This is a genomic window from Stenotrophomonas sp. YJH_SMC_46, from assembly GCF_059370315.1.
Map to the genome: position 1 here is coordinate 18,148 of NZ_JCAFTO010000007.1, position 22,381 is coordinate 40,528.

The 22,381-nt window shown below is 66.5% G+C and carries 16 protein-coding genes, 1 pseudogene and 1 riboswitch; of the genes and pseudogenes, 7 read left to right on the forward strand and 10 right to left on the reverse strand.

From position 1 onward, the window contains the following. Positions 1–298: 298 nt before the first annotated feature. The 3 genes from AC5P8C_RS19080 to AC5P8C_RS19090 all read right to left on the reverse strand — a co-directional run bounded on the left by AC5P8C_RS19080 (position 299) and on the right by AC5P8C_RS19090 (position 3,655). The gene (locus AC5P8C_RS19080) at positions 299–1,549 is read right to left on the reverse strand and encodes a DUF819 family protein (protein WP_019662179.1); all 1,251 of its coding nucleotides are present in this window, start codon (positions 1,547–1,549) and stop codon (positions 299–301) included. Between the two features lie 119 nt (positions 1,550–1,668). After that, positions 1,669–2,955, reverse strand: a complete 1,287-nt coding sequence (locus AC5P8C_RS19085) for a sensor histidine kinase (RefSeq protein WP_019662180.1) — start codon at positions 2,953–2,955, stop codon at positions 1,669–1,671. Next, the gene (locus tag AC5P8C_RS19090; RefSeq protein WP_019662181.1) at positions 2,942–3,655 is read right to left on the reverse strand and encodes a response regulator transcription factor; all 714 of its coding nucleotides are present in this window, start codon (positions 3,653–3,655) and stop codon (positions 2,942–2,944) included. Before AC5P8C_RS19090 ends, AC5P8C_RS19085 begins: the two co-directional genes overlap by 14 nt. A gap of 104 nt (positions 3,656–3,759) precedes the next feature. On the opposite strand from AC5P8C_RS19090, the gene AC5P8C_RS19095 reads away from it, so the two are divergent. The 4 genes from AC5P8C_RS19095 to AC5P8C_RS19110 all read left to right on the forward strand — a co-directional run bounded on the left by AC5P8C_RS19095 (position 3,760) and on the right by AC5P8C_RS19110 (position 10,561). Further along, entirely contained in the window at positions 3,760–5,490 is a 1,731-nt protein-coding gene (locus AC5P8C_RS19095) for an ArnT family glycosyltransferase (RefSeq protein WP_032955550.1), read from the forward strand. A gap of 111 nt (positions 5,491–5,601) precedes the next feature. Continuing rightward, entirely contained in the window at positions 5,602–6,366 is a 765-nt protein-coding gene (locus AC5P8C_RS19100) for a phosphatase PAP2 family protein (protein ID WP_019662183.1), read from the forward strand. Further along, positions 6,363–8,012 (forward strand): phosphoethanolamine transferase, encoded by a 1,650-nt coding sequence (locus AC5P8C_RS19105; protein WP_233653868.1) that lies wholly within the window; start codon positions 6,363–6,365, stop codon positions 8,010–8,012. Before AC5P8C_RS19100 ends, AC5P8C_RS19105 begins: the two co-directional genes overlap by 4 nt. A 584-nt stretch (positions 8,013–8,596) precedes the next feature. Next, positions 8,597–10,561: a M2 family metallopeptidase gene (locus AC5P8C_RS19110; RefSeq protein WP_019660025.1), complete on the forward strand. Its 1,965-nt coding sequence runs from the start codon at positions 8,597–8,599 to the stop codon at positions 10,559–10,561. Positions 10,562–10,675: 114 nt separating this feature from the next. Here AC5P8C_RS19110 and AC5P8C_RS19115 read toward each other — a convergent pair whose 3' ends face one another. The 3 genes from AC5P8C_RS19115 to AC5P8C_RS19125 form a co-directional block, all read right to left on the reverse strand. Further along, on the reverse strand, positions 10,676–11,068 hold the full coding sequence (locus tag AC5P8C_RS19115; protein ID WP_019660026.1) for a hypothetical protein: 393 nt from the start codon (positions 11,066–11,068) through the stop codon (positions 10,676–10,678). Positions 11,069–11,151: 83 nt separating this feature from the next. Then, positions 11,152–12,048, reverse strand: coding sequence for a siderophore-interacting protein (locus AC5P8C_RS19120; RefSeq protein ID WP_019660027.1), 897 nt, complete (start codon positions 12,046–12,048; stop codon positions 11,152–11,154). A 141-nt stretch (positions 12,049–12,189) separates the two neighbouring features. Then, positions 12,190–13,416 (reverse strand): multidrug effflux MFS transporter, encoded by a 1,227-nt coding sequence (locus AC5P8C_RS19125; protein WP_134732050.1) that lies wholly within the window; start codon positions 13,414–13,416, stop codon positions 12,190–12,192. Positions 13,417–13,714: 298 nt separating this feature from the next. Continuing rightward, positions 13,715–13,817: riboswitch (glycine riboswitch) on the forward strand. A 62-nt stretch (positions 13,818–13,879) separates the two neighbouring features. Here AC5P8C_RS19125 and gcvP point away from each other — a divergent pair. Next, positions 13,880–16,747 carry an aminomethyl-transferring glycine dehydrogenase gene (gene gcvP / locus AC5P8C_RS19130; protein WP_019660028.1) on the forward strand — a complete coding sequence of 956 codons (2,868 nt, stop codon included), beginning with the start codon at positions 13,880–13,882 and terminating at the stop codon, positions 16,745–16,747. 92 nt (positions 16,748–16,839) lie between these two features. Here gcvP and AC5P8C_RS19135 read toward each other — a convergent pair whose 3' ends face one another. The 3 genes from AC5P8C_RS19135 to AC5P8C_RS19145 all read right to left on the reverse strand — a co-directional run bounded on the left by AC5P8C_RS19135 (position 16,840) and on the right by AC5P8C_RS19145 (position 19,565). Beyond that, on the reverse strand, positions 16,840–17,250 hold the full coding sequence (locus AC5P8C_RS19135) for a VOC family protein (protein ID WP_005418291.1): 411 nt from the start codon (positions 17,248–17,250) through the stop codon (positions 16,840–16,842). A gap of 142 nt (positions 17,251–17,392) precedes the next feature. After that, entirely contained in the window at positions 17,393–18,760 is a 1,368-nt protein-coding gene (locus AC5P8C_RS19140; RefSeq protein ID WP_019660029.1) for an amino acid permease, read from the reverse strand. 82 nt (positions 18,761–18,842) lie between these two features. Next, positions 18,843–19,565, reverse strand: coding sequence for a helix-turn-helix transcriptional regulator (locus tag AC5P8C_RS19145; protein WP_019660030.1), 723 nt, complete (start codon positions 19,563–19,565; stop codon positions 18,843–18,845). 114 nt (positions 19,566–19,679) lie between these two features. Between AC5P8C_RS19145 and AC5P8C_RS19150 the strand changes: the two genes are divergently transcribed. Continuing rightward, a complete protein-coding gene (locus AC5P8C_RS19150; protein ID WP_313508906.1) occupies positions 19,680–21,770 on the forward strand; it encodes a catalase in 2,091 nt (696 codons plus the stop codon). 22 nt (positions 21,771–21,792) lie between these two features. Continuing rightward, positions 21,793–22,266, forward strand: coding sequence for a hypothetical protein (locus AC5P8C_RS19155; RefSeq protein WP_019660032.1), 474 nt, complete (start codon positions 21,793–21,795; stop codon positions 22,264–22,266). An 8-nt stretch (positions 22,267–22,274) separates the two neighbouring features. Here the strand turns inward: AC5P8C_RS19155 and AC5P8C_RS19160 are convergent. Beyond that, a pseudogene (locus AC5P8C_RS19160) lies at positions 22,275–22,367 on the reverse strand (alpha/beta fold hydrolase); the annotation flags it as partial. Positions 22,368–22,381: the final 14 nt, after the last annotated feature.

Here is a 22,381-nt window from a genome sequence, read left to right on the forward strand (position 1 = left end):
ACCCGTCCTTGGGGGCTTGGCCGCAGCATCCATGCCGCGGACACCCCGCCATCCGACACCACCCCACCTTCGACAGATTTCCGTTGACGGCAAGAAGCATCAGGGGGCAGATCCGTTTCCGCGGGGAAACGGATCTGTCCTTTCTTTGTTCATGGATACCCATGAAGTGCATCCACGCATGACGTGGATCTATCCGGTGGCAGGCAAAAAGAAAGCCGAGCGTGGGCTCGGCTCTGCACGGGGAAAGCGGGTCCACGGCAATTGCCGTGAACACGCAACATGATCGTCAGCTCAGGACTCAGGCGCCGGCCATCCACTTCAGGATCAGGCCGGTGACATACGCCAGCCCGGTGCCGGTGGCATAGCCGACCGTACCCAGCAGCACGCCCACCGGCGCCAGCGTCGGGTGGAACGCTGCTGCCACCACGGGAGCCGAAGCGGCTGCGCCGATGTTGCCCTGCGAACCAATGGCGAAGAAGAACAGCGGCGCGCGCAGCAGCTTGGCCACCACCCACAGCACCAGCACGTGGGTGGCCATCCAGATCGCACCGAGCAGGAACAGCCACGGCCTGTCCAGCAGCGACAGCAGGTTCATCTGCATGCCGATGCAGGCAATCAGGAAGTAAAGGAACACCGTGCCCAGCCGCGAAGCGCCTGCCGCTTCCAGCCGGCGCGCACGGGTGAAGCTCAGGCCCAGGCCCATCGCCGTGGACAGCAGGATCACCCACACGAACTGGCTGTCCAGGCTGAACTGGCTGGCCCAGCTGATATTGGCCTTGAACCAGCCCGACAGCGGCGCGGCGATGGCGTGGGCCAGGCCGACGCCACCCAGTGCCACGCCGACGATCACCATCAGGTCGGTCATGCTGGGGATGCGCGCGTTCTGTGCCTCGTAGGCGCTGATTCGTGCCTTCATCTCGTCGATGGCGCGGGTGTCGGCCCCGTTGCGGGTATCGATCTGCTGCGCGCGGTTGGCCAGGAACAGCAGGATCGCCATCCACAGGCTGGCACAGGCCACGTCGACCACGGCGAACTGGCCGAAGGTGGTGGCGTCGGTGCCGAACACCTCGCGCATGGCCACCATGTTGGCGCCGCCACCGATCCAGCTGCCGGCCAGCGCGGCCATGCCGGCCCAGGTATCACCGGCCACGGTTTCCGGGTGGATCAGCTTCATCAGCTGGAACGAGACGATTGCGCCGAGCATGATGCCAGCGGTACCGGCACAGAACACGAGCAACAGCTTCGGGCCGAGCTTGATGACGCCCTTCAGATCGATCGACAGGGTCAGCAGGACCAGTGCAGCCGGCAGCAGCACGTCACGCGCGACCGGGTTGTACAGCGAGGTGTTGTGGCCATCGATGACACCGGCGGTGTTGTAGATGGCGGGAATGAAGTAGCACAGCAGCAGCGCCGGCACCCAGGCGAAGATCTTCTTCAACAAGGGGGTCGGACCACTGGCAGCCCAGAAGATCAGGGCGAGGGTGGCGGCGATCAGGCCCAGTCCAACGATATCGTTGCTGATCAGGGCGGTAGCGGGTTCGGTCGGCATGGGATCCTCTGTCGATCGAAAGAGCGGAAAAAAAAGCGCCGCATAAAGCGGCGCAGTTCCAGATTAACACTGTCTTCACGCCGGGTCATGCCGCAGCGCGGAGCAGGTCGGCCGTTTGATCAGGCGGGGCGCGAAGCGCCAAAGTCCAGGGTGACGCGTGTCCCGCGCGGCTCGCAGGGCTGCAACTGCAGTGTCCAGCCCAGGTGTTCACACAGCCGCGCGATCAGGTCCAGGCCGATGCCGCTGCCACGGTCGGCACGCCCGCCGCGGGCCATGCGTGCATGGATCGCCGCGATCTCCTCCGGGCTCATGCCGTGCCCGGGGTCCTGCAGGGTCAGCACCGCCGACGGACTCAGCTGCAGTTCGATATGGCCGCGACCGCTGTTCTCGATGGCATTGCGCAGCAGGTTGCCGATCGCCGCCTGCACCACCGCCATCGGCGCGACGATATCCACCGGCGCGGCCTGGATACCGATGCTCAGGTCCTTGTCGCCGAGGAGGTGGCGATGGTCGTCGACGATCTCCGGCAGCAGCTGGTCCAGCGCGATGCGCTCGGCACGCGCCGCCAGGCGCGCCGGATCGCGCGCCAGCACCAGCAGCAGCTCGATCAACTGCTCCACGCTCTGCGCCGTGCGCAACACCCGCTGCATCTGCTGGCGGGCGCGCTCGGGCAGGCCCGGTTGCTCCAGTGCCAGTTCGGCGGCACCGGTCATCACGGCGATCGGCGTGCGCAGTTCGTGGCTGGCGGTGCTGATGAAGACCCGCTCACGCTCGACGAACTGCTCATTGCGGTCAAGGTAATCGTTCAGTGCATCGGCGATGGTATGCAGTTCGGAACTGCCGCGTGGATCGACCTCGATGCGCTGGCCCTGCACGCCCGGCCGCAACGCGGCGATGTGCTGTGCCAGCAGGCTCAGCGGGCGCACCATGCGTTCCATGCCGAACGACGCCATCAGTACGGTGACGAAGATCATGATCACCCCGGCCAGCATCACCCAGCGCGTGGCGAACTGTTCCAGGTCATGAAAATCGGAAATGTCCAGAACCAGCGCGACCCGGCCCATCGACTCGGTTTCGCGCACCATCACCGCCGTCTCACGGCCCTTGATCATTACGCCGTCATGCAGCCCCGGATGCAACGTACGCAGAGCGTCGGGCAGGTTGACCGCATCGAAGCGATACAGGCTGAGCGTGTCCGAATCCTGCCAGCGGTAATGCGGCTCATGCTCGACGTGCTCGACGATGCTGTCCAGTTCGGAGTTGAGCAGTGCGCGCCAGGCGGCGTGCTCGGCATGCTCGTGCACATAGTTGCCAACGCTGAACACCGCAAGTGAAAGCAGCGCCAGATAGCCCAGCAACCACCACACGACCCGACGGTACAACGGGCCCGGCTTACGCGCCTTCATCGTCATCCTTGCCGGCATCGCTGGTGGAACTCACCGCCAACCGGTAGCCCACCCGCGGCAGCGTGTGGATCAGTTTCTTGGCGAACGGGCCGTCGACGCTGCGACGCAACTCGTAGACGTGCGAGCGCAGCAGGTCACCATCCGGCGGCTCATCGCCCCACAGGGCGAACTCCAGCTGCTGTCGTGTCACCGCCCCCGGGCTGGCCCGCATCAGCACTTCCAGCAATTTGCGGCAGGCCGGGTACAGGTGCAGCAGCTGGCCCCCACGCTGGGCCTCCAGCGTTGCCAGATCCAGTACCAGGTCGCCCACCTGCAGGCGCTTGCGCGGGTTGCGGCCCTGCGCACGCAGCAACAGCGCCTCCAGCCGCACCTCCAGTTCTGGCAGCGCGAACGGCTTGGTCAGGTAGTCGTCGGCACCGGCGCGGAAGCCGGCAATCTTGTCCGGCAGCTCGTCACGCGCGGTCAGCATGATCACCGGCACTTCCGATGCTTGCTCGGCGCGCAGCCGGCGCAGCACCTCCGGGCCCTCCATGCGCGGCAGCATCCAGTCCAGGATCACGGCGTCGTAAGGGTGGCTGCCGGCCAGGTGCAGGCCGGTGATGCCATCCGGGGCCACGTCAAGCACATGCCCGCGCGACTCGAAATAGTCGAACAGGTTGGCTACCAGCTGGCGGTTGTCCTCGATCACCAACAGACGCATGCACGAAACACCCACGGAAGTTCGTACCATGGTAGCGCCGCGCATGTCGGAATGCGGTCGCCCCGGCCCCGCTCTGACGCTTTTCCCACCCCTGCCACCTCAGAATGGCCGTTTTGCTCCCGGAGCCTGCCGTGCCCGTAGCCCTGCCCCGCCGTTGGCGCCTGCCCCTGTTGTGGCTGTTGATCGTTGCTGCGCTGGCAGCGGGGATCGGCCTTCGGCAGCCGCAGCCGCCGGACGAGCCGCGCTTCGTGCTGGCGGCCCGGACCATGGTCGAAAGCGGGCAATGGCTGCTGCCGCACCGGGGCGTGGAGCTGTATGCGGAGAAGCCGCCGGTCTTCATGTGGCTGCAGGCGGCGGCCTACGAGATCGTCGGCAGCTGGCAGTGGTCGTTCCTGCTGCCGTCGCTGCTGGGCGCCCTGCTCAGCCTGTGGCTGGTGTCGGATCTGGCACGCCGGCTGTGGTCACCGCGGCATTCCCTGTATGCCTTGGCGGCGCTGTTCTGCACCCTGCAGTTCGGGCTGATGGCCAAGCGCGCGCAGATCGACATGGTGCTGGTGGGCATGACCACGGTGGCCCTGTGGGGCCTGATGCGCCATCTCTGCGAGCGCCGCAACCTGCCCGCACTGTGGCTGGCGGGTTTCGCGGCCGGCCTGGGGACAGTGACCAAGGGTGTGGGTTTCCTGCCGCTGTTGATGGTGCTGCCATGGTTCGGCTGGTGGCTGTACCAGCGTTGCCGCGGCCTCAGGGGGGATGGTCCGCACCCGGCAACGCTGCTGTGGCTGATCCCGGCCTTCCTGCTGGGCGTGTCGGTGTGGCTTGCGCCGCTGGGCTGGGCCCTGCTGCACACGCCCAGCGCCGAACTGCAGGCCTACGCGCATGAGCTGTTGTTCAAGCAGACCGGTACCCGCTATGCCAACGCCTGGCACCACCGCCAACCGGTCTGGTACTACCTGCAGGTGATCCTGACCCTGTGGCTGCCCGGCAGCCTGTTGCTGCCGATGCTGTTCAGACCCTGGTGGCGCCGCCTCCGCCGAGGCGACCGCCGGCAGTGGCTGCTGCTCGGCTGGGCCATTCTGGTGCTGGTGTTCTTCAGCGCCAGCCCGGGCAAGCGTGAGGTGTATGTGCTGCCGATGCTGCCGGCAATGGCACTGGCGGCGGCGCCACTGCTGCCGGGCCTGCTGCGCCGGCTGTGCGTGCGCCGCTACCTGTTCGGCTACAGCGTGGTGCTGATGCTGGCCACCGGCGTGCTCGGCGTCATGCTGTTGACCGAGCACCCTTGGGCCCTTGCGCAGCTTGAGCGCCGGGCAATGCCCGATACGCTGCTGCCGGTGCTGGGCGATGGCCTGCTGACCTTCGCCATCGCCCTGGCCACGCTGATCGTGTGGCTGCGGGTGCGCCGCGCCGCAACGCTGGTGCTGCTGACCCACGGCATGCTGTGGATGCTCTACGGCCTGGTGTTGATTCCGGCGCTGGATCCCTACGCTTCGGCGTCGGCGCTGATGCGCCGGGTCGGCGCACGGATCGGGCCGGACGCCGAACTGGCGCTGGTCGCCTGGCGCGAGCAGAACCTGCTGCAGGCCGACCGCGCGGTGCGTGAGTTCGGCTTCAAGCGGCCCTGGGCCGAGCAATGGCACGATGCCGGCCCCTGGCTCGCCGAAGCGCCGGACAAGCGCTGGCTGCTGGTGCTGGACGATGCAATGAGTCCCTGCGTGGACCCGGCCAAAGTGATCGACATCGGCATGGCCAACAGGAATCGTTGGCAACTGCTTCCCGGTACGGCCTGGGACCCGCAATGCCACGCCGAACGGGCCGGCTCGACCGCCGAAGAAGACTGAACGTTGACTCGTGCCGGGGAATCATTAACCCGGTGCGAACGGGCGTCCGACCCTTCTCCGACATGCAGGTGACGAGCATGACTGCGGATTCCCAAACCGCCCTCCCCCAGCATGCCCGTCCGTCCCCTTGATTCGGTAGCGCCGCTTGCGACACCACTGGCGTCTCGATTTGCCGTAACTCACCTCTGGCTGCCTGTCGCAATCGGTCTGCCATTGTTTACGCTGCTGATGGACTTCGGCGGTGATCAATGGGTGGCCGATCACCTGTTCCGTCTTGAAGGCAGCCACTGGGCGCTGCAGGACGCCTGGATCACCCGCAGCGTCGTGCACAAGGCCGGCAAATGGTTGAGCACGGCGGCGGCGCTGGTCGTGATCCTGCTGTGCTTCCACCACTGGCGTAAGGGTCGCGATCGCACCCTGCAATGGGCGCTGCTTTATGTCGTGATTGCCATGGCACTGGGCACCGGCGCGATCTCCCTGCTGAAGTCGCTGGTGCCGATGGAATGCCCGTGGGACCTGCTGCGCTACGGTGGCCACCAGCCTTTCATCGGGCTTTTCACGGCGCGCCCCGCTGGCATGGCCGCGCAGGCCTGCTTCCCGGCCGGTCACGCCAGTGCTGGCTACGCCTGGCTGTGTCTGTACTATTTCGCCCTGCTATGGCGCCCGTCGTGGCGCTGGACCGGGTTGTGGATCGGCCTCGGCGCCGGCCTGGTGTTCGGCATCAGCCAGCAGCTGCGCGGTGCACATTTCCTTTCGCATGACGTTGCCACTGCATTGATCTGCTGGTTGCTTTCGCTGGGCCTGTATCTCATCGTCAAGCGCGTCCTGACACACCGTCAACCGAACCATGCCAACCGCCAGGAGGCAAACGCATGAGCGCATCGGTCCAACGGCCCGCCCGCCTCCCCGCCCTTGCGGGTCTACGCCACTGGCGGCCGCAGCTGTCCACCGAAGCGCTGATCGCGCTGACCAGCCTGTTCTTCGCGGTGGCCGGCAATGGCCTGTTCTGGCACAGCGCGATGGCCAGCCATCCAGGCAGCCTGCGCTACGCGCTTTCACTGCTGCTGTTGCTGCTGGGCGCTCACGGCGTGCTGCTGGGCATCCTGGTCTGGCGCTGGAACGCCAAGGTGGTGATCAGCCTGCTGCTGCTGGTGACCGCATTCGCCGCGCACTACATGAGCCGCTACCACATCTACCTGGATGCGGACATGCTGCGCAACGTGCTGGCGACCGACCCCAAGGAAAGCCGCGAGCTGATGACCGTGTCGCTGCTGTGGCCGGTGCTGTTGCTTGCGGTGCTGCCGATGATCGTGCTGTGGCGCGTGCAGCTGCGCCGCCGCAGCTGGGGCCGCAGCCTGATGTCGCGGCTGGGCTTCCTGGCGGTGGCCGCAGTGACCGCCATCGGCGGTGCCCTGATCTCGTTCCAGGATGTCTCGGCACTGATGCGCAACCAGCGTGAAGTGCGCTATCTCGCGACACCGGCCAATGTCCTGTTGGGCATGCCGCGTGCATTGCGTGGCGACAATCCGGTGCAGCGCGCGCCGAAGCTGCCGATCGGTACCGATGCCAAGGCCACCCCGCGCGCGCCGGCCAGCAAGCCGCGCCTGCTGGTGATCGTCATGGGCGAGACCGTGCGTGCGCAGAACTGGGGGCTCAACGGTGGCCGCAACACCACCCCGGAACTGGCGCAGGCCAGCGTGATCAATTTCCCGGACATGCACTCGTGCGGCACCAGCACCGAGGTTTCGCTACCGTGCCTGTTCTCGCCATGGGGTCGTCACGACTACGACGAAAAGAAGATCCGTGCGCACCAGTCGCTGCTGCACGTCCTGGACCGCGCCGGCATCGTGCCGTTGTGGCGTGACAACCAGTCCGGCTGCAAGGGCGTGTGCGAAGGCCTGGACTTCCAGTCGCTGTCCGATGCCACCACGCCGGGCCTGTGCGCCGATGGCCGCTGCATGGATGAGATCCTGCTGCAGGACCTGGCCACCCAGGTGCGGGCCAGGCCCGGCGACCGGGTGGTGGTGCTGCACCAGCTGGGCAACCATGGCCCTGCGTACTTCGAGCGTTATCCGGCCGCCTTTGCCCGCTTCAAGCCAACCTGCGACACCCGTGACATCGGCCGCTGCTCGCGCGAAGAGATCACCAACAGCTACGACAATGCCGTGCTGTACACCGATCACTTCCTGAGCAAGACCATCGGCACGCTGCAGGGCATGCAGGACTACGACACGGCGATGATCTACCTGTCCGACCATGGCGAGTCGCTGGGCGAAAAAGGCCTGTTCCTGCACGGCGTGCCCTACGCCATCGCCCCGGCCGAGCAGACCCGGGTACCGATGACGATGTGGTTCTCGCCGGGCTTCGCGAGCAGCCGCGGGTTGGACCTGCAATGCGTGCGCAAGCGCTCGACGGCATATACCGACCATGACAACCTGTTCCCGTCGGTGCTGGGCCTGATGCAGGTGAAGACCTCGCTATACGAGCGCGACCGCGACGTGTTCGCCAACTGCGAGAGTTGAGGGTTTGTCGGCAGGGCTGCGCCCTGCACCCGCCGAGGCCACTGCACAAGCAACGGCAACAGCAGAAGCAGGCGATTCGTGGCTTGGCGGGGCGGTGTCGGAATGCGGGGACGCCGCAAGTACGTCCATGTAGGCTTGGCAGCCGCATCCATGCGGCTGACACCCCGCACTCCGACACCGCTCCACCTCTGACAGATTGTCCCGATCTGGTAGATCCACGCCATGCGTGGATGAATTTCCATCGGAATCGAATAGTCGAATTGAATTCGAAAAGCATCCACGCATGGCGTGGATCAATGACAGGTCGCGGAAATCTGTCGAAGGCGGGGTGGGTCCGGTTGCGGGGGCGTGAGCGCCATGGATGGCGCGACCGAGCCTCCATGGACGGATTTACGGCGCCCCCCGCAACCGGACCCGCCCCGCCCCGCCAAACCACGGATAGTCCGCTGTTGCTGTTGCTTCGGCTTTGCCGTTGCTTGAAAGCCTCTGCGGGTGCCGGGCGCGGCCCGGCCGACTTCCGCCACTTGCGGTGGCAGCGACGGCCCACTAGCCTTCGGCCGTCGTTCACCACCCAAGGACCGCCCGTGAAACACCGTCATCTCCTGCTGGCCTCGGCAATCGCCGCCGCCACGCTGGCCCTGGCCGCCTGCAAGAAGGAAGCTGCTCCAGGCACCGATACCGCCAGCAGCAGCGCCCCGGCCGGCGAAACCGCCGACCAGTTCGTGGCCCGCATCAATGCCGAGTTCAAGGCCGCCTACCCGGAGATGACCTCGGCGCAATGGCTGTCCTCCACCTACATCAACAGTGATTCCGAACGCATCGCAGCCAAAGCCAACGAACGCTCGTTGACCCAGCTCAACAGCTGGATCGAACAGGCCGCCAAGTTCGACGGCAAGCCGATGAGCGAGGACAGCAAGCGCGCGATCCACCTGCTGAAGCTGATGTCCTCGATGCCGGCGCCGCGCGACCCGGCCAAACTGGCCGAGCTGACCCAGATCGCCACCCGCATGGAAGGCAGCTATGGCGCCGGCAAGTACTGCACCGATGCCAACGACCCGAACTCCTGCCGGCAGCTGGGCGAGCTGGAGCAGGTGCTGGCACGCAGCCGCGACTACGACAAGCAGCTCGACGCCTGGCAGGGCTGGCACAGCACCACCAAGAACATGCGCGGCGACTATCAGAAGTTCGTCGGCCTGGTGAACGAAGGCGCCAAGGGCATGGGCTTCACCGATGCCGGCCAGATGTGGCGCAGCGGCTATGACATGCCGCCGGAGCAGATCGGCCCGGAAACCGATCGCCTGTGGGAACAGGTCAAGCCGATGTACGAACAGCTGCACTGCTATGCGCGCGCCAAGCTGGACAAGACCTACGGCAAGGACAAGGCCGAAGTGGGCAATGGCCTGATCGCCGCGCACCTGCTGGGCAACATGTGGCAGCAGGACTGGTCCAACCTGTGGGACCAGCTGGAACCATACCCGGGTGCCGGCAGCCTGGACATCACCGCTGCACTGGAAAAGCAGTACCAGACCAACCTGAGCGCGGCGCTGGCCAAGGCCGGCAAGGACGCCAGTGTGGCGGCCCAGTACAAGGCGCAGCGCGAAGCCGAACTGCGCACCGCCAAGCAGATGACCGAGCGCGCGCAGGACTTCTACGTGTCGCTGGGCATGCCGTCACTGCCGCAGTCGTATTGGGAAAAAACCCAGTTCATCAAGCCTGACGACCGCGACGTGGTCTGCCACGCCAGCGCCTGGGACATGAACATGGAAGGCGACGTGCGCACAAAGATGTGCATCAAGCCGAACGAAGAGAATTTCACCACCATCTACCACGAGCTGGGCCACATCTATTACGACCTGGCCTACAACCCGCTGCCGCCGCTGTTCCAGGGCGGTGCCAACGACGGCTTCCATGAAGCGATCGGCGACACCATCGTGCTGGCGATGACGCCCAAGTACCTCAGCTCGATCGGCCTGGTCGACGCGCCGACCGAAAGCCGCGAGGCGGTCATCAACAACCAGATGCGCATGGCGCTGTCGGGCGTGTCGTTCCTGCCATTCGGACTGATGATCGACCGCTGGCGCTGGGGCGTGTTCGATGGCTCGATCACCGCCGACAACTACAACAAGGCATGGTGGGACCTGAAGGCCAAGTACCAGGGCGTGGCCCCGGCCAGCAGCCGTGGCGAAGAATTCTTCGATCCGGGCGCGAAGTATCACGTGCCGGGCAACACCCCGTACACCCGTTACTTCCTGGCGCGCATCCTGCAGTTCCAGTTCTACAAGGGCCTGTGCGACGCCTCGGGGTACAAGGGCCCGCTGCATGAGTGCACCTTCTACGGCAACAAGGAAGCCGGCCAGAAGTACTGGGCGATGCTGAGCAAGGGTGCCAGCCAGCCGTGGCAGGCCACGCTGAAGGAGCTGACCGGCACCGACAAGCTCGATGCCGGCCCGATGATCGAGTACTTCACACCGGTCAACGAGTGGCTGAAGCAGCAGAACGAAGGCCAGATGTGCGGCTGGCAGACCAACGCGGCCCCGGCGGCGAAATGAGAAAAGGGGCGGGTCCGCGAGGATCCGCCCCTGATGTAGCGCCGGGCCATGCCCGGCGGCTCTTCATCGCACCGCTGCGCTCGCCGGGCATGGCCCGGCGCTACCCACGGCGGATCAGCTGTTCTTCTTCGCTGCCATCGCCGCGGCCAGCTCGGCCTTGAACTCCTCGAAGGTCTGGCCCTTCTCTTTCGCTTCGGCGTACGCGGCGTCGCGCAGCGCGTCGGAGTACATCAGGCGCACCGGCGTGCCATTGCGTTCGTGCAGCTCACCGGCCTGCATGATCAGCGCCAGCACCTGCGCAGCGCTCTCGCTGTGGCCGGCGATGCGGCCATCCATGCCCAGCACCCATTCGCCATCGCGGCGAACGACACCGGCCAGCAGGGTGCGCTGCGCGTCGCGCAGTTCGGCATGCGGCTCCACCGGCGACGCCTGCGCGGCGGCCTTGTTGGCGGCCTGTTTTTCCTGGCGACGGCGCTGGTCGCGGCGGGTCTTGGAGCTGGTGGACATGGTGCGGTACCGCTGCGAAGGGGGGCGCAAGGATAGCGCACCCCGCCCGCAGCGCTGCTTCACGCGTGCTCGATCCAGCACGGTCAGTCCAGCACCTTGCCGTGCCGCCAGTAGCCCATGAAGGTGATCGCGCGGCGGTCCAGCCCGCAGTCGCGGACCAGGTGGCGACGGATCGCCATTACCGCCGCCGCCTCGCCTGCCACCCAGGCATACAGCGGTCCGGCCACGCGGGTATCGGCCTGCTCCCAGAGGATCTGCGTATCGACGTCGATCTCATCCGGCGCATCGCCGGCAGCCGCGCCCGGGGCCGCTGCCAACCGCGCCTGGACCGCCTGCAGCAACGGCTGTCCGTAGGCGGCCCGCCCGCGCGGCAGCCAGACCAGCTCGGCGCTGGAGGGCGCCTTCAGGTGCACGGCATCACCGGCCTGCGCCACCTCCAGCAGCGCCAGCGTGCGCGGCGGATCGACCATGGCCGCCAGTTCCTCGAGGATGCCGGCCACCGCCGGCAGCGCGGTTTCATCCGCCACCAGCAGCACCTGGCCGACTCCCATCGGCGGTTTCCATTCCCAGCCTTCGCTGCTGTCGGCACAGTCGGCATCGGGGGCCAGCAGCACTACGCGGTCGCCCGGTCGCGCGTGGATGGCCCAGCGCGAGGCCGGCCCGGTCTCGCCATGAAGCACGAAATCAACGTCGACCTCGCCCTGCTCGGCGCGCAGGTGGCGGATGGTGTAGGTGCGCATGGGCGGACGCTGGTCGTCCGGCAGCGCCCGGTAGCGCGGGTACCAGTCCTCGCCGCTGGGCACCGGCGGCACGTCCTGGCCGGGCAAGGGGAAGAACACCTTGATGCGCTGGTCCGGGCCTTCGGTCTTCATCCGCGCCACGTCGGCACCGGTGAATACCATGCGGTCCAGGGAAGGAGAAAGAACGCGGCGCTCCTTCAGCGCCACCTCGAACAGGCGGTAGGTCTGCTGCGCAGCCATGGGGGAACCTCATGCAACGACATCGGATCGGCTGGCTGTCGTGCATCCACGCACCGGCTGGCTGGAGTCCCCAGCCTAGTCCGGTCGTTCCTCGCCGCAAGCGTTACGGGCATCGCGGCGTGCCCTACCCCTGCGCGCTGCTCAATCGCCCGTGCAGGCTGCCTGCGCCGCGCGCTCAAGCCGGTGCTCCCAGTACCAGAACACGAAGCCGGCGCCAAAGAACGCGGCCTGGCCCAGCGCCAGGTGCAGCGGGCTGGCACTGAGCAACGGCGACACCACGCCGGCCACCACGGTGCTGATCATCAGCTGCACGAAGGCCTGCAGCGACGACGCCAGGCCGCGCTGGTGCGGATACATGTCCAGCACCGCCAGCGCCAGGATCGGGAAGATCAGCGCCATGCCCATGCCGCCCAGGAAGATCGGCAGCACTGCCCACGGCAACACGAACTGCGGCGACAGCGCCACGTAGCCGACATTCAGCAGCGCCGACAGCGCGCACAGGCTGAAACCGATGGCGACCTGGCGGGTGGGCGTGGTGTGCCCGGCCATGCGCCCGGACAGGAACGAGCCGGTGGTCATGCCGCCGATGGTGGGGATGAACAACCAGGCGAAACCGCCCTCGCCCAGGTGCAGGTGCTGCATCACGAACACCGGCGCCGACGAGATGTACAGGAAGATGCCACCGAAGCCGATGCTGCCGGCCAGCGCCAGGCGCAGGAAGCGCGGGTTGAAACCGATGCGCACGTAATCGCGCATCAACGCGTGCGGCGACAACGGCACGCGCGCTTCGACCGGATGGGTCTCCGGCAGGTAGCGTGCAGTGGCTGCCAGCAGGACCAGCGCGAACACCACCAGGAACCAGAAAATCAGCGGCCAGCCGGCGCCACTGAGCAGGATCCAGCCACCGATGATCGGCGCGATGGCCGGGGCGATGCCGAACAGCATCGACACCTGGCTCATCAGGCGCTGCGCGTCGTGGCCATGGTAGAGATCGCGGATCACCGCGCGGCCGACGATCATGCCGACACCCGCCGACAGGCCCTGCAGCGCGCGGAACGCCAGCAGCGTGGCCAGATCGGTGGACAGCGCACAGCCGACCGAGGCGCCGACGAACACCACCAGGCCACCGAGGATCACCCGCTTGCGCCCCCACGCATCGGACAGCGGGCCATGCGCCAGGCTCATCAGGCCATAGAACAGCAGGTACACGCTGATGGTCTGCTGCACCGCCACCTCGTCCACCGACAGGCGCTGCGCCAGCTGCGGGAACGCGGGGAAGATGGTGTCGATCGAGAACGGGCCGAACATGGCCAGGCCGGCAAGCAGCAGGGCCATGCGGCGGGTGGAGGGAGCAACAGCGGCTGTCATGGGAAAGGCGTCCGGCAGGGCCATGCGCGGCACGCACGGCGGGCGCCGGTCCCCGTCTGCAGGGAGGGCGCCAGATGAATTCAGGTATCCGCCCATCATAGGTGGGGATTGCGCCCGATGCCATGCAGCGGTGCACAGAACGCATGGCCGGGCCATCGGCCATTCAGCCGCGGGGCCGTGCCGGGAGGCGGCCAGCGGGCCCGCAACGGGCTATAATCCGCGGGCAACACGGTGGGAGAAGCGGAACACCGCTGCCGAAGGCGCAACGCCCGTAATCGCTCAGGCCCGATACCACCCGTAACAGAACTCTGGAGAGACCGGTTCGATCCGGCGCCGAAGGGGCACGAAGCTGCGGTTTTCCGCGCTTCCAAACTCTCAGGCAAAAGGACAGAGGGGCGCCCCGCAGACCGCCGACCGGCGGCTTGTGCCCGTGCGTGTGCCCTTTCCTGACGGATCCTTCGCCATGTCCCAGAACACCCCTTCCCTGCGTGAGCTCGAGCACCACAATGCGTTCGTCGAGCGTCACATCGGCCCCAACGATGCCGAGATCGCGCAGATGCTCGACGTCGTCGGCCACGCGTCGCTGGATGCGATGACCGATGCCATCGTGCCGGCCAAGATCAAGTCGCCGGCGCCGCTGGCGCTGCCGGAGTCGATGACCGAAGTGCAGGCACTGGCGAAGATCCGCGCGATCGCCGACAAGAACACCGTGCTGCGCAGCTTCATCGGCCAGGGCTACTACGGTACCCACACGCCGAACGTGATCCTGCGCAACATCCTGGAAAACCCGGCCTGGTACACCGCCTACACCCCGTACCAGGCGGAAATCTCGCAGGGCCGCATGGAAGCGCTGATCAACTTCCAGACCCTGTGCGCCGACCTGACCGGTATGGAGATCGCCAACGCCTCGCTGCTGGACGAAGCCACTGCCGCCGCCGAAGCGATGACCCTGGCCAAGCGTTCGGCCAAGTCGAAGTCGGACACCTTCTTCGTGCACGATGCCGTGCACCCGCAGACCCTGGAACTGCTGCGCACCCGCGCCGAGCCCATGGGCATCGTGCTGCGCGTCGGCACCCCGGCCGAGGCACTGGAAGCAGAAGCCTTCGGCCTGCTGCTGCAGTACCCGGACACCTTCGGCCAGGTCGGTGACTACAAGGCGCTGGTCGATGCCGTGCACGCACGCGGCGGCCTGGTGGCCGTGGCCACCGACCTGCTGGCCCTGACCCTGCTGGCTGCCCCGGGCGAATGGGGCGCGGACATCGTGGTCGGCAACAGCCAGCGTTTCGGCGTGCCGTTCGGCTTCGGTGGCCCGCACGCCGCCTTCATGGCCTGCCGTGACGCCTACAAGCGCTCGATGCCGGGCCGCCTGATCGGCGTTTCGGTCGATGCCCAGGGCAACCCGGCATACCGACTGACCCTGCAGACCCGTGAGCAGCACATCCGCCGCGAGAAGGCCACCTCCAACATCTGTACCGCACAGGTGCTGCTGGCAGTGATGGCCTCGATGTATGCGGTCTACCATGGCCCGGAAGGCCTGACCCGCATCGCCCGCCGCACCCACCGCCTGGCCGCCATCCTGGCTGCGGCACTGCGCAACGCCGGCGTACAGGTCGGTGGCGACTTCTTCGACACCCTGCACGTCACCGGCGTGCACGCCGATGAGATCCATGCCAAGGCACGCGCCGCCGGTTACAACCTGCGCGCGATCGACAGCGACTCGGTCGGCATCAGCCTGGACGAGACCGCCACCCGCGCCGACGTGGTCGCGCTGGCCGCCGTGTTCGGCGCGCAGGCCGACATCGATGCGCTGGACGCAAGCACCGCCGACGCGCTGCCGGCCGGCCTGCTGCGCCAGTCTGCGTTCCTGACCCATCCGGTGTTCAACACCCACCACAGCGAGCACGAACTGCTGCGCTACCTGCGTTCGCTGGCCGACAAGGACCTGGCGATGGACCGCACGATGATCCCGCTGGGTTCGTGCACCATGAAGCTCAACGCCACCGCCGAGATGATCCCGGTGACCTGGCCGGAGTTCTCGCAGATCCACCCGCTGGTGCCGGCCGACCAGGCGCTGGGCTACAAGGAACTGATTGATTCGCTGGAAGCGATGCTGGTCGAATGCACCGGCTACGACGCGGTCAGCCTGCAGCCGAACTCCGGCGCACAGGGCGAGTACGCCGGCCTGCTGGCGATCCGCGCCTACCACCGCTCGCGCGGCGAAGGCCACCGCGACATCTGCCTGATCCCGGATTCGGCGCACGGCACCAACCCGGCCTCGGCGCAGATGTGCGGCATGAAGGTGGTGGTCACCAAGACCGATGCCAACGGCAATGTCGATGTGGAAGACATCCGCCTCAACGCCGAGAAGTACAGCGACCGCCTGGCCGCGATCATGATGACCTACCCGTCCACGCACGGCGTGTTCGAGGAAGAGGTGGTCGAGATCTGCGAGATCATCCACAAGCACGGCGGCCAGGTGTACACCGACGGCGCCAACATGAACGCCCTGGTCGGCGTGGCCAAGCCCGGCAAGTGGGGTTCGGACGTTTCGCACCTGAACCTGCACAAGACCTTCTGCATTCCGCACGGCGGTGGCGGCCCGGGCGTTGGCCCGTGCGCGGTCAAGGAACACCTGGCCCCGTTCCTGCCGGGCAAGCTGGGTGACAACGGCCCGGTCGGCATGGTCAGCGCCGCCAGCTTCGGCAGCGCCTCGATCCTGCCGATCAGCTGGATGTACATCGCGATGATGGGCCGCGAAGGCCTGCGCAAGGCCACCCAGGTCGCGCAGCTCAACGCCAACTACATCGCCAAGCGCCTGGCGCCGCACTTCAAGACGCTGTACACCGGCCGCAACGGCCTGGTGGCGCACGAGTGCATCCTCGACGTGCGCCCGCTGGAGAAGACCAGCGGCATCGGCGCCGAGGACGTCGCCAAGCGCCTGATCGACTTCGGATTCCACGCCCCGACCCTGAGCTTCCCGGTGGCCGGCACGCTGATGGTCGAGCCAACCGAGAGCGAGTCGCTGCATGAGCTGGACCGTTTCATCAACGCGATGATCCAGATCCGAGAGGAAATCAGCGCGATCGAAGACGGTCGCCTGGACCGCGAGGACAACCCGCTGAAGAACGCCCCGCACACCGCCACCGCGGTGACCGCCAGCGAGTGGACCCACGCCTATCCGCGCGAACTGGCCGCCTTCCCGCTGGCCAGCCTGAAGCAGAGCAAGTACTGGCCGCCGGTGGCACGCGTCGACAACGTGTACGGTGACAAGAACGTGATGTGCGCCTGCATCCCGGTCGATGCCTACAAGGATGATGAAGTCGAGGCTTGATTCCTCACTGCATCGATAAAGAAAACGGCCCGCGCAAGCGGGCCGTTTTCATGAGGGCGTGTGAACCAAGGTCCACACCCACAATTACCCGATCACGGGTCCGGCATCTGTCCCAGGCTCAACTGCCACGATACGCCGAAGCGGTCCTGCACCCAGCCATAGCGGTTGCTGAAGTCGTAATCACCCACCGGCATCAACCAATGGCCGCCCTCGCCCAGCACGCGTGCCGCACGCTCGAACTGCTCGGCACCGGAGCACTCGACGAACAGCGAGATCGACGGGCTGAAGGTGAAGTCGTGCACATCCAGGCTGTCGAAGCACAGGTAATGGGTGCCACCGAGCAGGAAGATGGCCTGGCGGACCTGTCCGGGTACGCCGGCGCCGGCCCCCTCGGGGTGGCGTTGCAGGGCCAGCAGGCGGAAATCGGCAAAGGCTTCGGCGTACAGGGCCAGCGCGGCCTCGGCCTGGCCGGTGAACATCAGGAAGGGACGGCTGCGCAGCATGCGGTACTCCTGGTCGACGGGCCGCTGGCGGCCCACCTGCGCACAGTGCCACGCGGAGTGTGTGCCTGTTGTAGAGCCGAGCCCATGCTCGGCTGGCGATCGCGCAAACAGCAGCCTCGACCGTAGGGTCGGCTCTACAGAATCACGCCTCGCGCATGCGCCGCGCGATGGCGCTGCCGGCGGCGATCGTGGCGGTCAGCGCCACCATCGACAGGAACTGCAGGCGGGTGTGCGACTCGCTCAGCAGCAGGCCGAAGATCAGCGCCAGGATCGCCAGCGCGCAGCAGGTCAGCCACGGGAAGCCCGCCATGCGGAACGGCAGCCGGGTACCCAGACGATCCGCGCGGCGGCGCAACACCAGTTGTGAGACCAGCGACAGCGTCCACACCAGCAGGCAGGTCGAACCGACGATGTTCAGCAGCACCGGCAGCACCCGGTCCGGGAACAGCAGTTCCATCACCGTGGCGGCGAAACCGAACAGCACGCTGGCCAGCACGGCAATCACCGGCACCTGGCGCGGATCGGTCCAGCCCAGCACGGCCGGGGCTTCGCGGCGCTGCGCCAGTGAATACATCATGCGCGAGGCGCCGTAGAGGTTGGCATTGAGTGCCGACAGCAGCGCGATCACCGCGATCAGGGTGATGGCGCTGCCGGCACCCGGAATACGGGCAATGTCCAGCACAGCGGCGAAGGGCGACTTCAACGCTTCGCTGGTCCACGGCACCACGGCGATGATCACGCTCAGCGAGCCGATGTAGAACACCAGGATGCGCCACGCCACGGTGCGGATGGCACGGGCGATGCTGCGCTCCGGATCTTCGGTCTCCGCCGCCGCAACGGCCACGATCTCGGTGCCGCCGAAGGCAAAAACGACAACCAGCAGTGCAGCGCCAATACCGGCCAGGCCCTTCGGCGCAAAACCACCATGCTCGGTGAAGTTGCTCAGCCCAGGCGAGGTCACCTGCGGGAGCCAACCCATCAGCAGCGCCACACCGATGGCAATGAACGCCAGGATCGCCGCCACTTTCAGGATGGCGAACCAGAATTCGAACTCGCCGAAGTTCTTCACCCCGAGCAGGTTGATCGCGGTGAAGAACAGCATGAAGGCCAACGCTGCCATCGGCACCGGCACCGCAGGCCAGACCGTGGCCAGCAGCCCGGCCGCGCCTACCGCTTCGGCGGCGATCACGATCACCAGCTGCACCCACCACAACCAGCCGACGGTGGCACCGGCGGTGGCGCCCATGGCATCGGCGGCATAGACCGAGAACGCGCCGCTGGTCGGTTTGGCCGCCGCCATTTCGCCCAGAGCGTTCATCACGATGATCACCAGCGCGCCAGCGACCAAGTACGAGACCAGAACGGCCGGACCGGCCGCCTGCACACCCACGCCCGAACCGAGGAACAGGCCGGCGCCGATGGCACTGCCCAGACCCATCATGATCAGCTGGCGGGGCTTGAGCGAATGTCCGAGGCGGGAGGGCGAAGCGGTCGGAATCGAGTTGGGCATCGGCAGGGCTGGCGGCGGGCTACAGGGGCGACACCTTACCCTGTCCCATGCCCGCGGGGATAGGCACAGCGCAGCAGCCGGCTCAGGCCAGCGCCGGCTCGCCGACACCACCGCCAATACGGGCGCGGTAGGCACGCGGCGAGAAACCGGTTTCAGCCTTGAACTTGCGGGTAAAGGCGCTCTGGTCGCTGAAACCGCAGGCCTGGCCGATGCTGGCGATGCTCTCGTCACCGTGCAGCAGGTGCATGGCCATCTGGATCCGCAGCCGGGTCAGCACCTGCTGCGGGGTCATCTGGAACACCTTGCGGAAGCTGCGCTCCAGCTTGGACAGCGAGAAGCCGGTGATGTCCAGCAGGGTCTGCATGCGCACGTTCTCGGCGTAGTGCGCGTTGAGGTGGGCCAGCGCCAGCCGCAGCTGCTCATACTGGGTGCCGAGGCTGTCCTTCTGGCCCAGGTCGCGGGAAATGCCGATCAGGCCCTCGATGGCGCCATCGACCAGCAGCGGGCGCTTGCAGGTCAGGCACCAGCCCGGTTCGCGGTTGGCGAACAGGTGCAGCTCCATCAGGTTCTCGATCACCTCGCCGGACAGCACGCGGGCATCCTGGTCGACATAGTCCGCGCTGAGGCCGGTCGGGTAGATCTCGGCCGCCGTGCGCCCGATCACGTCCTTGCGCGCGCGCAGGCCCAGCCGTCGCAGCATGGTCTGGTTGACGTGGGTGTACCGCCCCTGGCGGTCCTTGATGAAGAACAGCACGTCCGGGATGGCGTCGAACAAGGCTTCGATGTCGGCGGGCTCGACTCGCATGCGGCAAGCATACCCGAGCCCGCTTTTGCCCGTACGTTCACCTTTGCCGGACCGGGGTTTAACGGGCTCGGTTCCAGTGTCGTGGTTCCCTTTGACGATCCGGAGCCACCCTCCATGGCCGCCAGCAAGCCGACCGGCAAGCGCGCAACCACCCCGCCCGAAAGCCACCCACGGGGCAATGGCGATGAGCTCCACCAGCAGGCCGGGGGCAGCCATCCGGTGATGACCACCGATCAGGGCATCCCGGTGGCAGACAACCAGAACTCCCTGCGACAGGGGCCTCGGGGGCCCACGCTGCTGGAGGACTTCATCCTGCGTGAAAAGATCACCCACTTCGATCACGAACGCATTCCCGAGCGCATCGTGCATGCACGTGGCAGCGCAGCACATGGCTACTTCGAGTTGACCCGGTCACTGGCCGCCCATACCCGCGCGCGCATCCTGACCGAGGTAGGGGTGAAGACACCCGTATTCACCCGCTTCTCGACCGTGGCCGGTGGCGCAGGCTCGGTGGATACCCCGCGCGACGTGCGCGGCTTCGCGGTCAAGTTCTATACCAGGGAGGGCAACTGGGACCTGGTCGGCAACAACATTCCGGTGTTCTTCATCCAGGACGCCATGAAATTCCCGGACCTGGTGCACGCAGTGAAGATGGAACCGGACCGTGCCTTCCCGCAGGCCGCCTCGGCCCACGACACCTTCTGGGACTTCATTTCGCTGATGCCCGAGTCGATGCACATGATCATGTGGGCAATGAGCGACCGTGCCATTCCGCGCTCGCTGCGCATGATCGAAGGCTTCGGCGTGCACAGTTTCCGCCTGCTGAACGAGGCGGGCGAGTCGACCTTCGTCAAGTTCCATTGGCGGCCAAAGCTGGGCATCCAGTCAACGGTCTGGGACGAAGCGCTGAAGCTGCAGTCAGCCGACAATGACTTCCATCGCCGCGACCTGTTCGAGGCCATCCAGCGCGGCGACTTTCCCGAATGGGAGCTGGCGGTGCAGTTGTTCACCGAAGAAGAAGCCGACGCATTCCCGTTCGATCACCTGGACCCGACCAAGATCATTCCCGAATCGCTGGTGCCGTTGCAGGTGATCGGGCGCATGGTGCTGGACCGCTGGCCCGACAACTTCTTCGCCGAGACCGAACAGGTGGCGTTCTGCCCGGCCAACGTGCCGCCGGGCATCGACTTCAGCAACGACCCACTGCTGCAGGGCCGCCTGTTCTCCTACCTGGACACCCAACTGCTGCGTCTTGGCGGCCCGAATTTCCACCAGATCCCGGTGAATGCCCCGAAGTGCCCATTCGCCAATCATCAGCGCGATGGCCACATGCAGATGCACGTGCCCAAGGGCCGGGTGGCCTACGATCCCAGTTCGCTGCAGGAGGACTCACCGCGTGAGACGCCTGCGGGTTTCCGCAGCCACGCCAGCGCCGACGATGGCCGCAAGGGCCGTACCCGCGCGGAGAGTTTCGCCGACCACTACAGCCAGGCCCGCATGTTCTTCCGCAGCCTTGAAACGCCGGAGCAGGCGCACCTGGCATCGGCGCTGGTGTTCGAGTTGTCCAAGGTGGAAACGCTGAAGGTGCGGGTACGTACCGTCAGCCACCTGCGCAACATCGATGACTCACTGGCGCGGCGCGTGGCCGATGGTCTGGCCTTGCCCGCCCTGCCCGACCCGGCACCCACCGCCACCCCGGCGCGGGACATGCCTCCCGCTCCCGAGGTGCGTGTGATCGGACGCAACAAGCCTACCCTGCAGGGTCGCTGCATCGGCATTCTGTTCGACGAAGGCTCCGACGCCCGCATCATTGCCAGCCTGAGCAAGGCAGCCAGGAAAGCAGGTGCAGACGTGAAGCTGGTCGCGCCCAAAGTCGGTGGCGCCACGCTGAGCGATGGCGCGATGCAGGCGGCGGATGGGCAACTGGCAGGCACGCCATCGGCTGTGTTCGATGCGGTGGCCGTGGTGCTGAGCGCAGAGGCATCAAAGGCGTTGTCGAAAGAGAGCGCCGCGCTGGAGTTCGTCAGCCAGGCGTGGGCACACCTGAAGGCCATCGCCAGCGACGCGGGAGGCCAAGCGCTGCTGAAGGCGGCGCGGGTCGGCAACGATGCCGGCATCGTCGAAGCGGAAGACGCCAAGGCATTCCTGGCGGCGGCCGCCACCCGCCAGTGGGCGCGTGAGCCCAAGCTGCGCCTGCTGGCCTGACCACAACGACAGGAGAATAGTCATGCCCCGTGGTGACAAATCCGCATATACCGAAAAGCAGAAGCGCCAGGCCGAGCACATCGAGGAAAGCGAACGTGATCGCGGCGCGAGTGAAGGCACCGCCGAGCGCATTGCCTGGGCCACCGTGAACAAGCAGGACGGCGGCGGCAAGCGTAACGGCAGTGCACGCAAAACTACAAAGAAGGCGACCCGCAAGAAGACCGCCAAGACGTCGACAACCAGGAAGACGGCAGCGAAGAAGGCGCCGGCGAAGAAAGCGGTGGCAAAGAAGGCGGTGGCAAAGAAGGCACCGGCTCGCACGACCGCGACAAAGAAGGCCGCAAAGAAGACAGCGAAGAAGGCTGCGGCAAAGAAGGGGAGTACGGCCGCCTCGCGGAGCGCCGCCGCGAAGAAGGCAGCCAAGACGCGGGCCGCGAAGAAGTCCGTGCGCAAAGTGGCGGCGAAGAAAGCTGCGCGTACGCGTGCGCGCGGCTGATGCTTCGGTCAGAAGGGGAGTGTCCTCATCCATGCCGCAACTTCGGCTGCGTCAGCATCAGCACGGGCCTGCAGCAGTAGATGGGGCCCTTCCAGCGAAATACGGCCGCTCAAGG

Excerpts from the sequence above, each read along its gene's own strand:
- AC5P8C_RS19080 (WP_019662179.1), bottom strand. The coding sequence starts at position 1,549 with ATGCCGACCGAACCCGCTACCGCCCTGATCAGCAACGATATCGTTGGA.
- AC5P8C_RS19085 (WP_019662180.1), bottom strand. The coding sequence starts at position 2,955 with ATGAAGGCGCGTAAGCCGGGCCCGTTGTACCGTCGGGTCGTGTGGTGG.
- AC5P8C_RS19090 (WP_019662181.1), bottom strand. The coding sequence starts at position 3,655 with ATGCGTCTGTTGGTGATCGAGGACAACCGCCAGCTGGTAGCCAACCTG.
- AC5P8C_RS19095 (WP_032955550.1), top strand. The coding sequence starts at position 3,760 with ATGGCCGTTTTGCTCCCGGAGCCTGCCGTGCCCGTAGCCCTGCCCCGC.
- AC5P8C_RS19100 (WP_019662183.1), top strand. The coding sequence starts at position 5,602 with ATGCCCGTCCGTCCCCTTGATTCGGTAGCGCCGCTTGCGACACCACTG.
- AC5P8C_RS19105 (WP_233653868.1), top strand. The coding sequence starts at position 6,363 with ATGAGCGCATCGGTCCAACGGCCCGCCCGCCTCCCCGCCCTTGCGGGT.
- AC5P8C_RS19115 (WP_019660026.1), bottom strand. The coding sequence starts at position 11,068 with ATGTCCACCAGCTCCAAGACCCGCCGCGACCAGCGCCGTCGCCAGGAA.
- AC5P8C_RS19120 (WP_019660027.1), bottom strand. The coding sequence starts at position 12,048 with ATGGCTGCGCAGCAGACCTACCGCCTGTTCGAGGTGGCGCTGAAGGAG.
- AC5P8C_RS19125 (WP_134732050.1), bottom strand. The coding sequence starts at position 13,416 with ATGACAGCCGCTGTTGCTCCCTCCACCCGCCGCATGGCCCTGCTGCTT.
- gcvP (WP_019660028.1), top strand. The coding sequence starts at position 13,880 with ATGTCCCAGAACACCCCTTCCCTGCGTGAGCTCGAGCACCACAATGCG.
- AC5P8C_RS19135 (WP_005418291.1), bottom strand. The coding sequence starts at position 17,250 with ATGCTGCGCAGCCGTCCCTTCCTGATGTTCACCGGCCAGGCCGAGGCC.
- AC5P8C_RS19140 (WP_019660029.1), bottom strand. The coding sequence starts at position 18,760 with ATGCCCAACTCGATTCCGACCGCTTCGCCCTCCCGCCTCGGACATTCG.
- AC5P8C_RS19145 (WP_019660030.1), bottom strand. The coding sequence starts at position 19,565 with ATGCGAGTCGAGCCCGCCGACATCGAAGCCTTGTTCGACGCCATCCCG.
- AC5P8C_RS19150 (WP_313508906.1), top strand. The coding sequence starts at position 19,680 with ATGGCCGCCAGCAAGCCGACCGGCAAGCGCGCAACCACCCCGCCCGAA.
- AC5P8C_RS19155 (WP_019660032.1), top strand. The coding sequence starts at position 21,793 with ATGCCCCGTGGTGACAAATCCGCATATACCGAAAAGCAGAAGCGCCAG.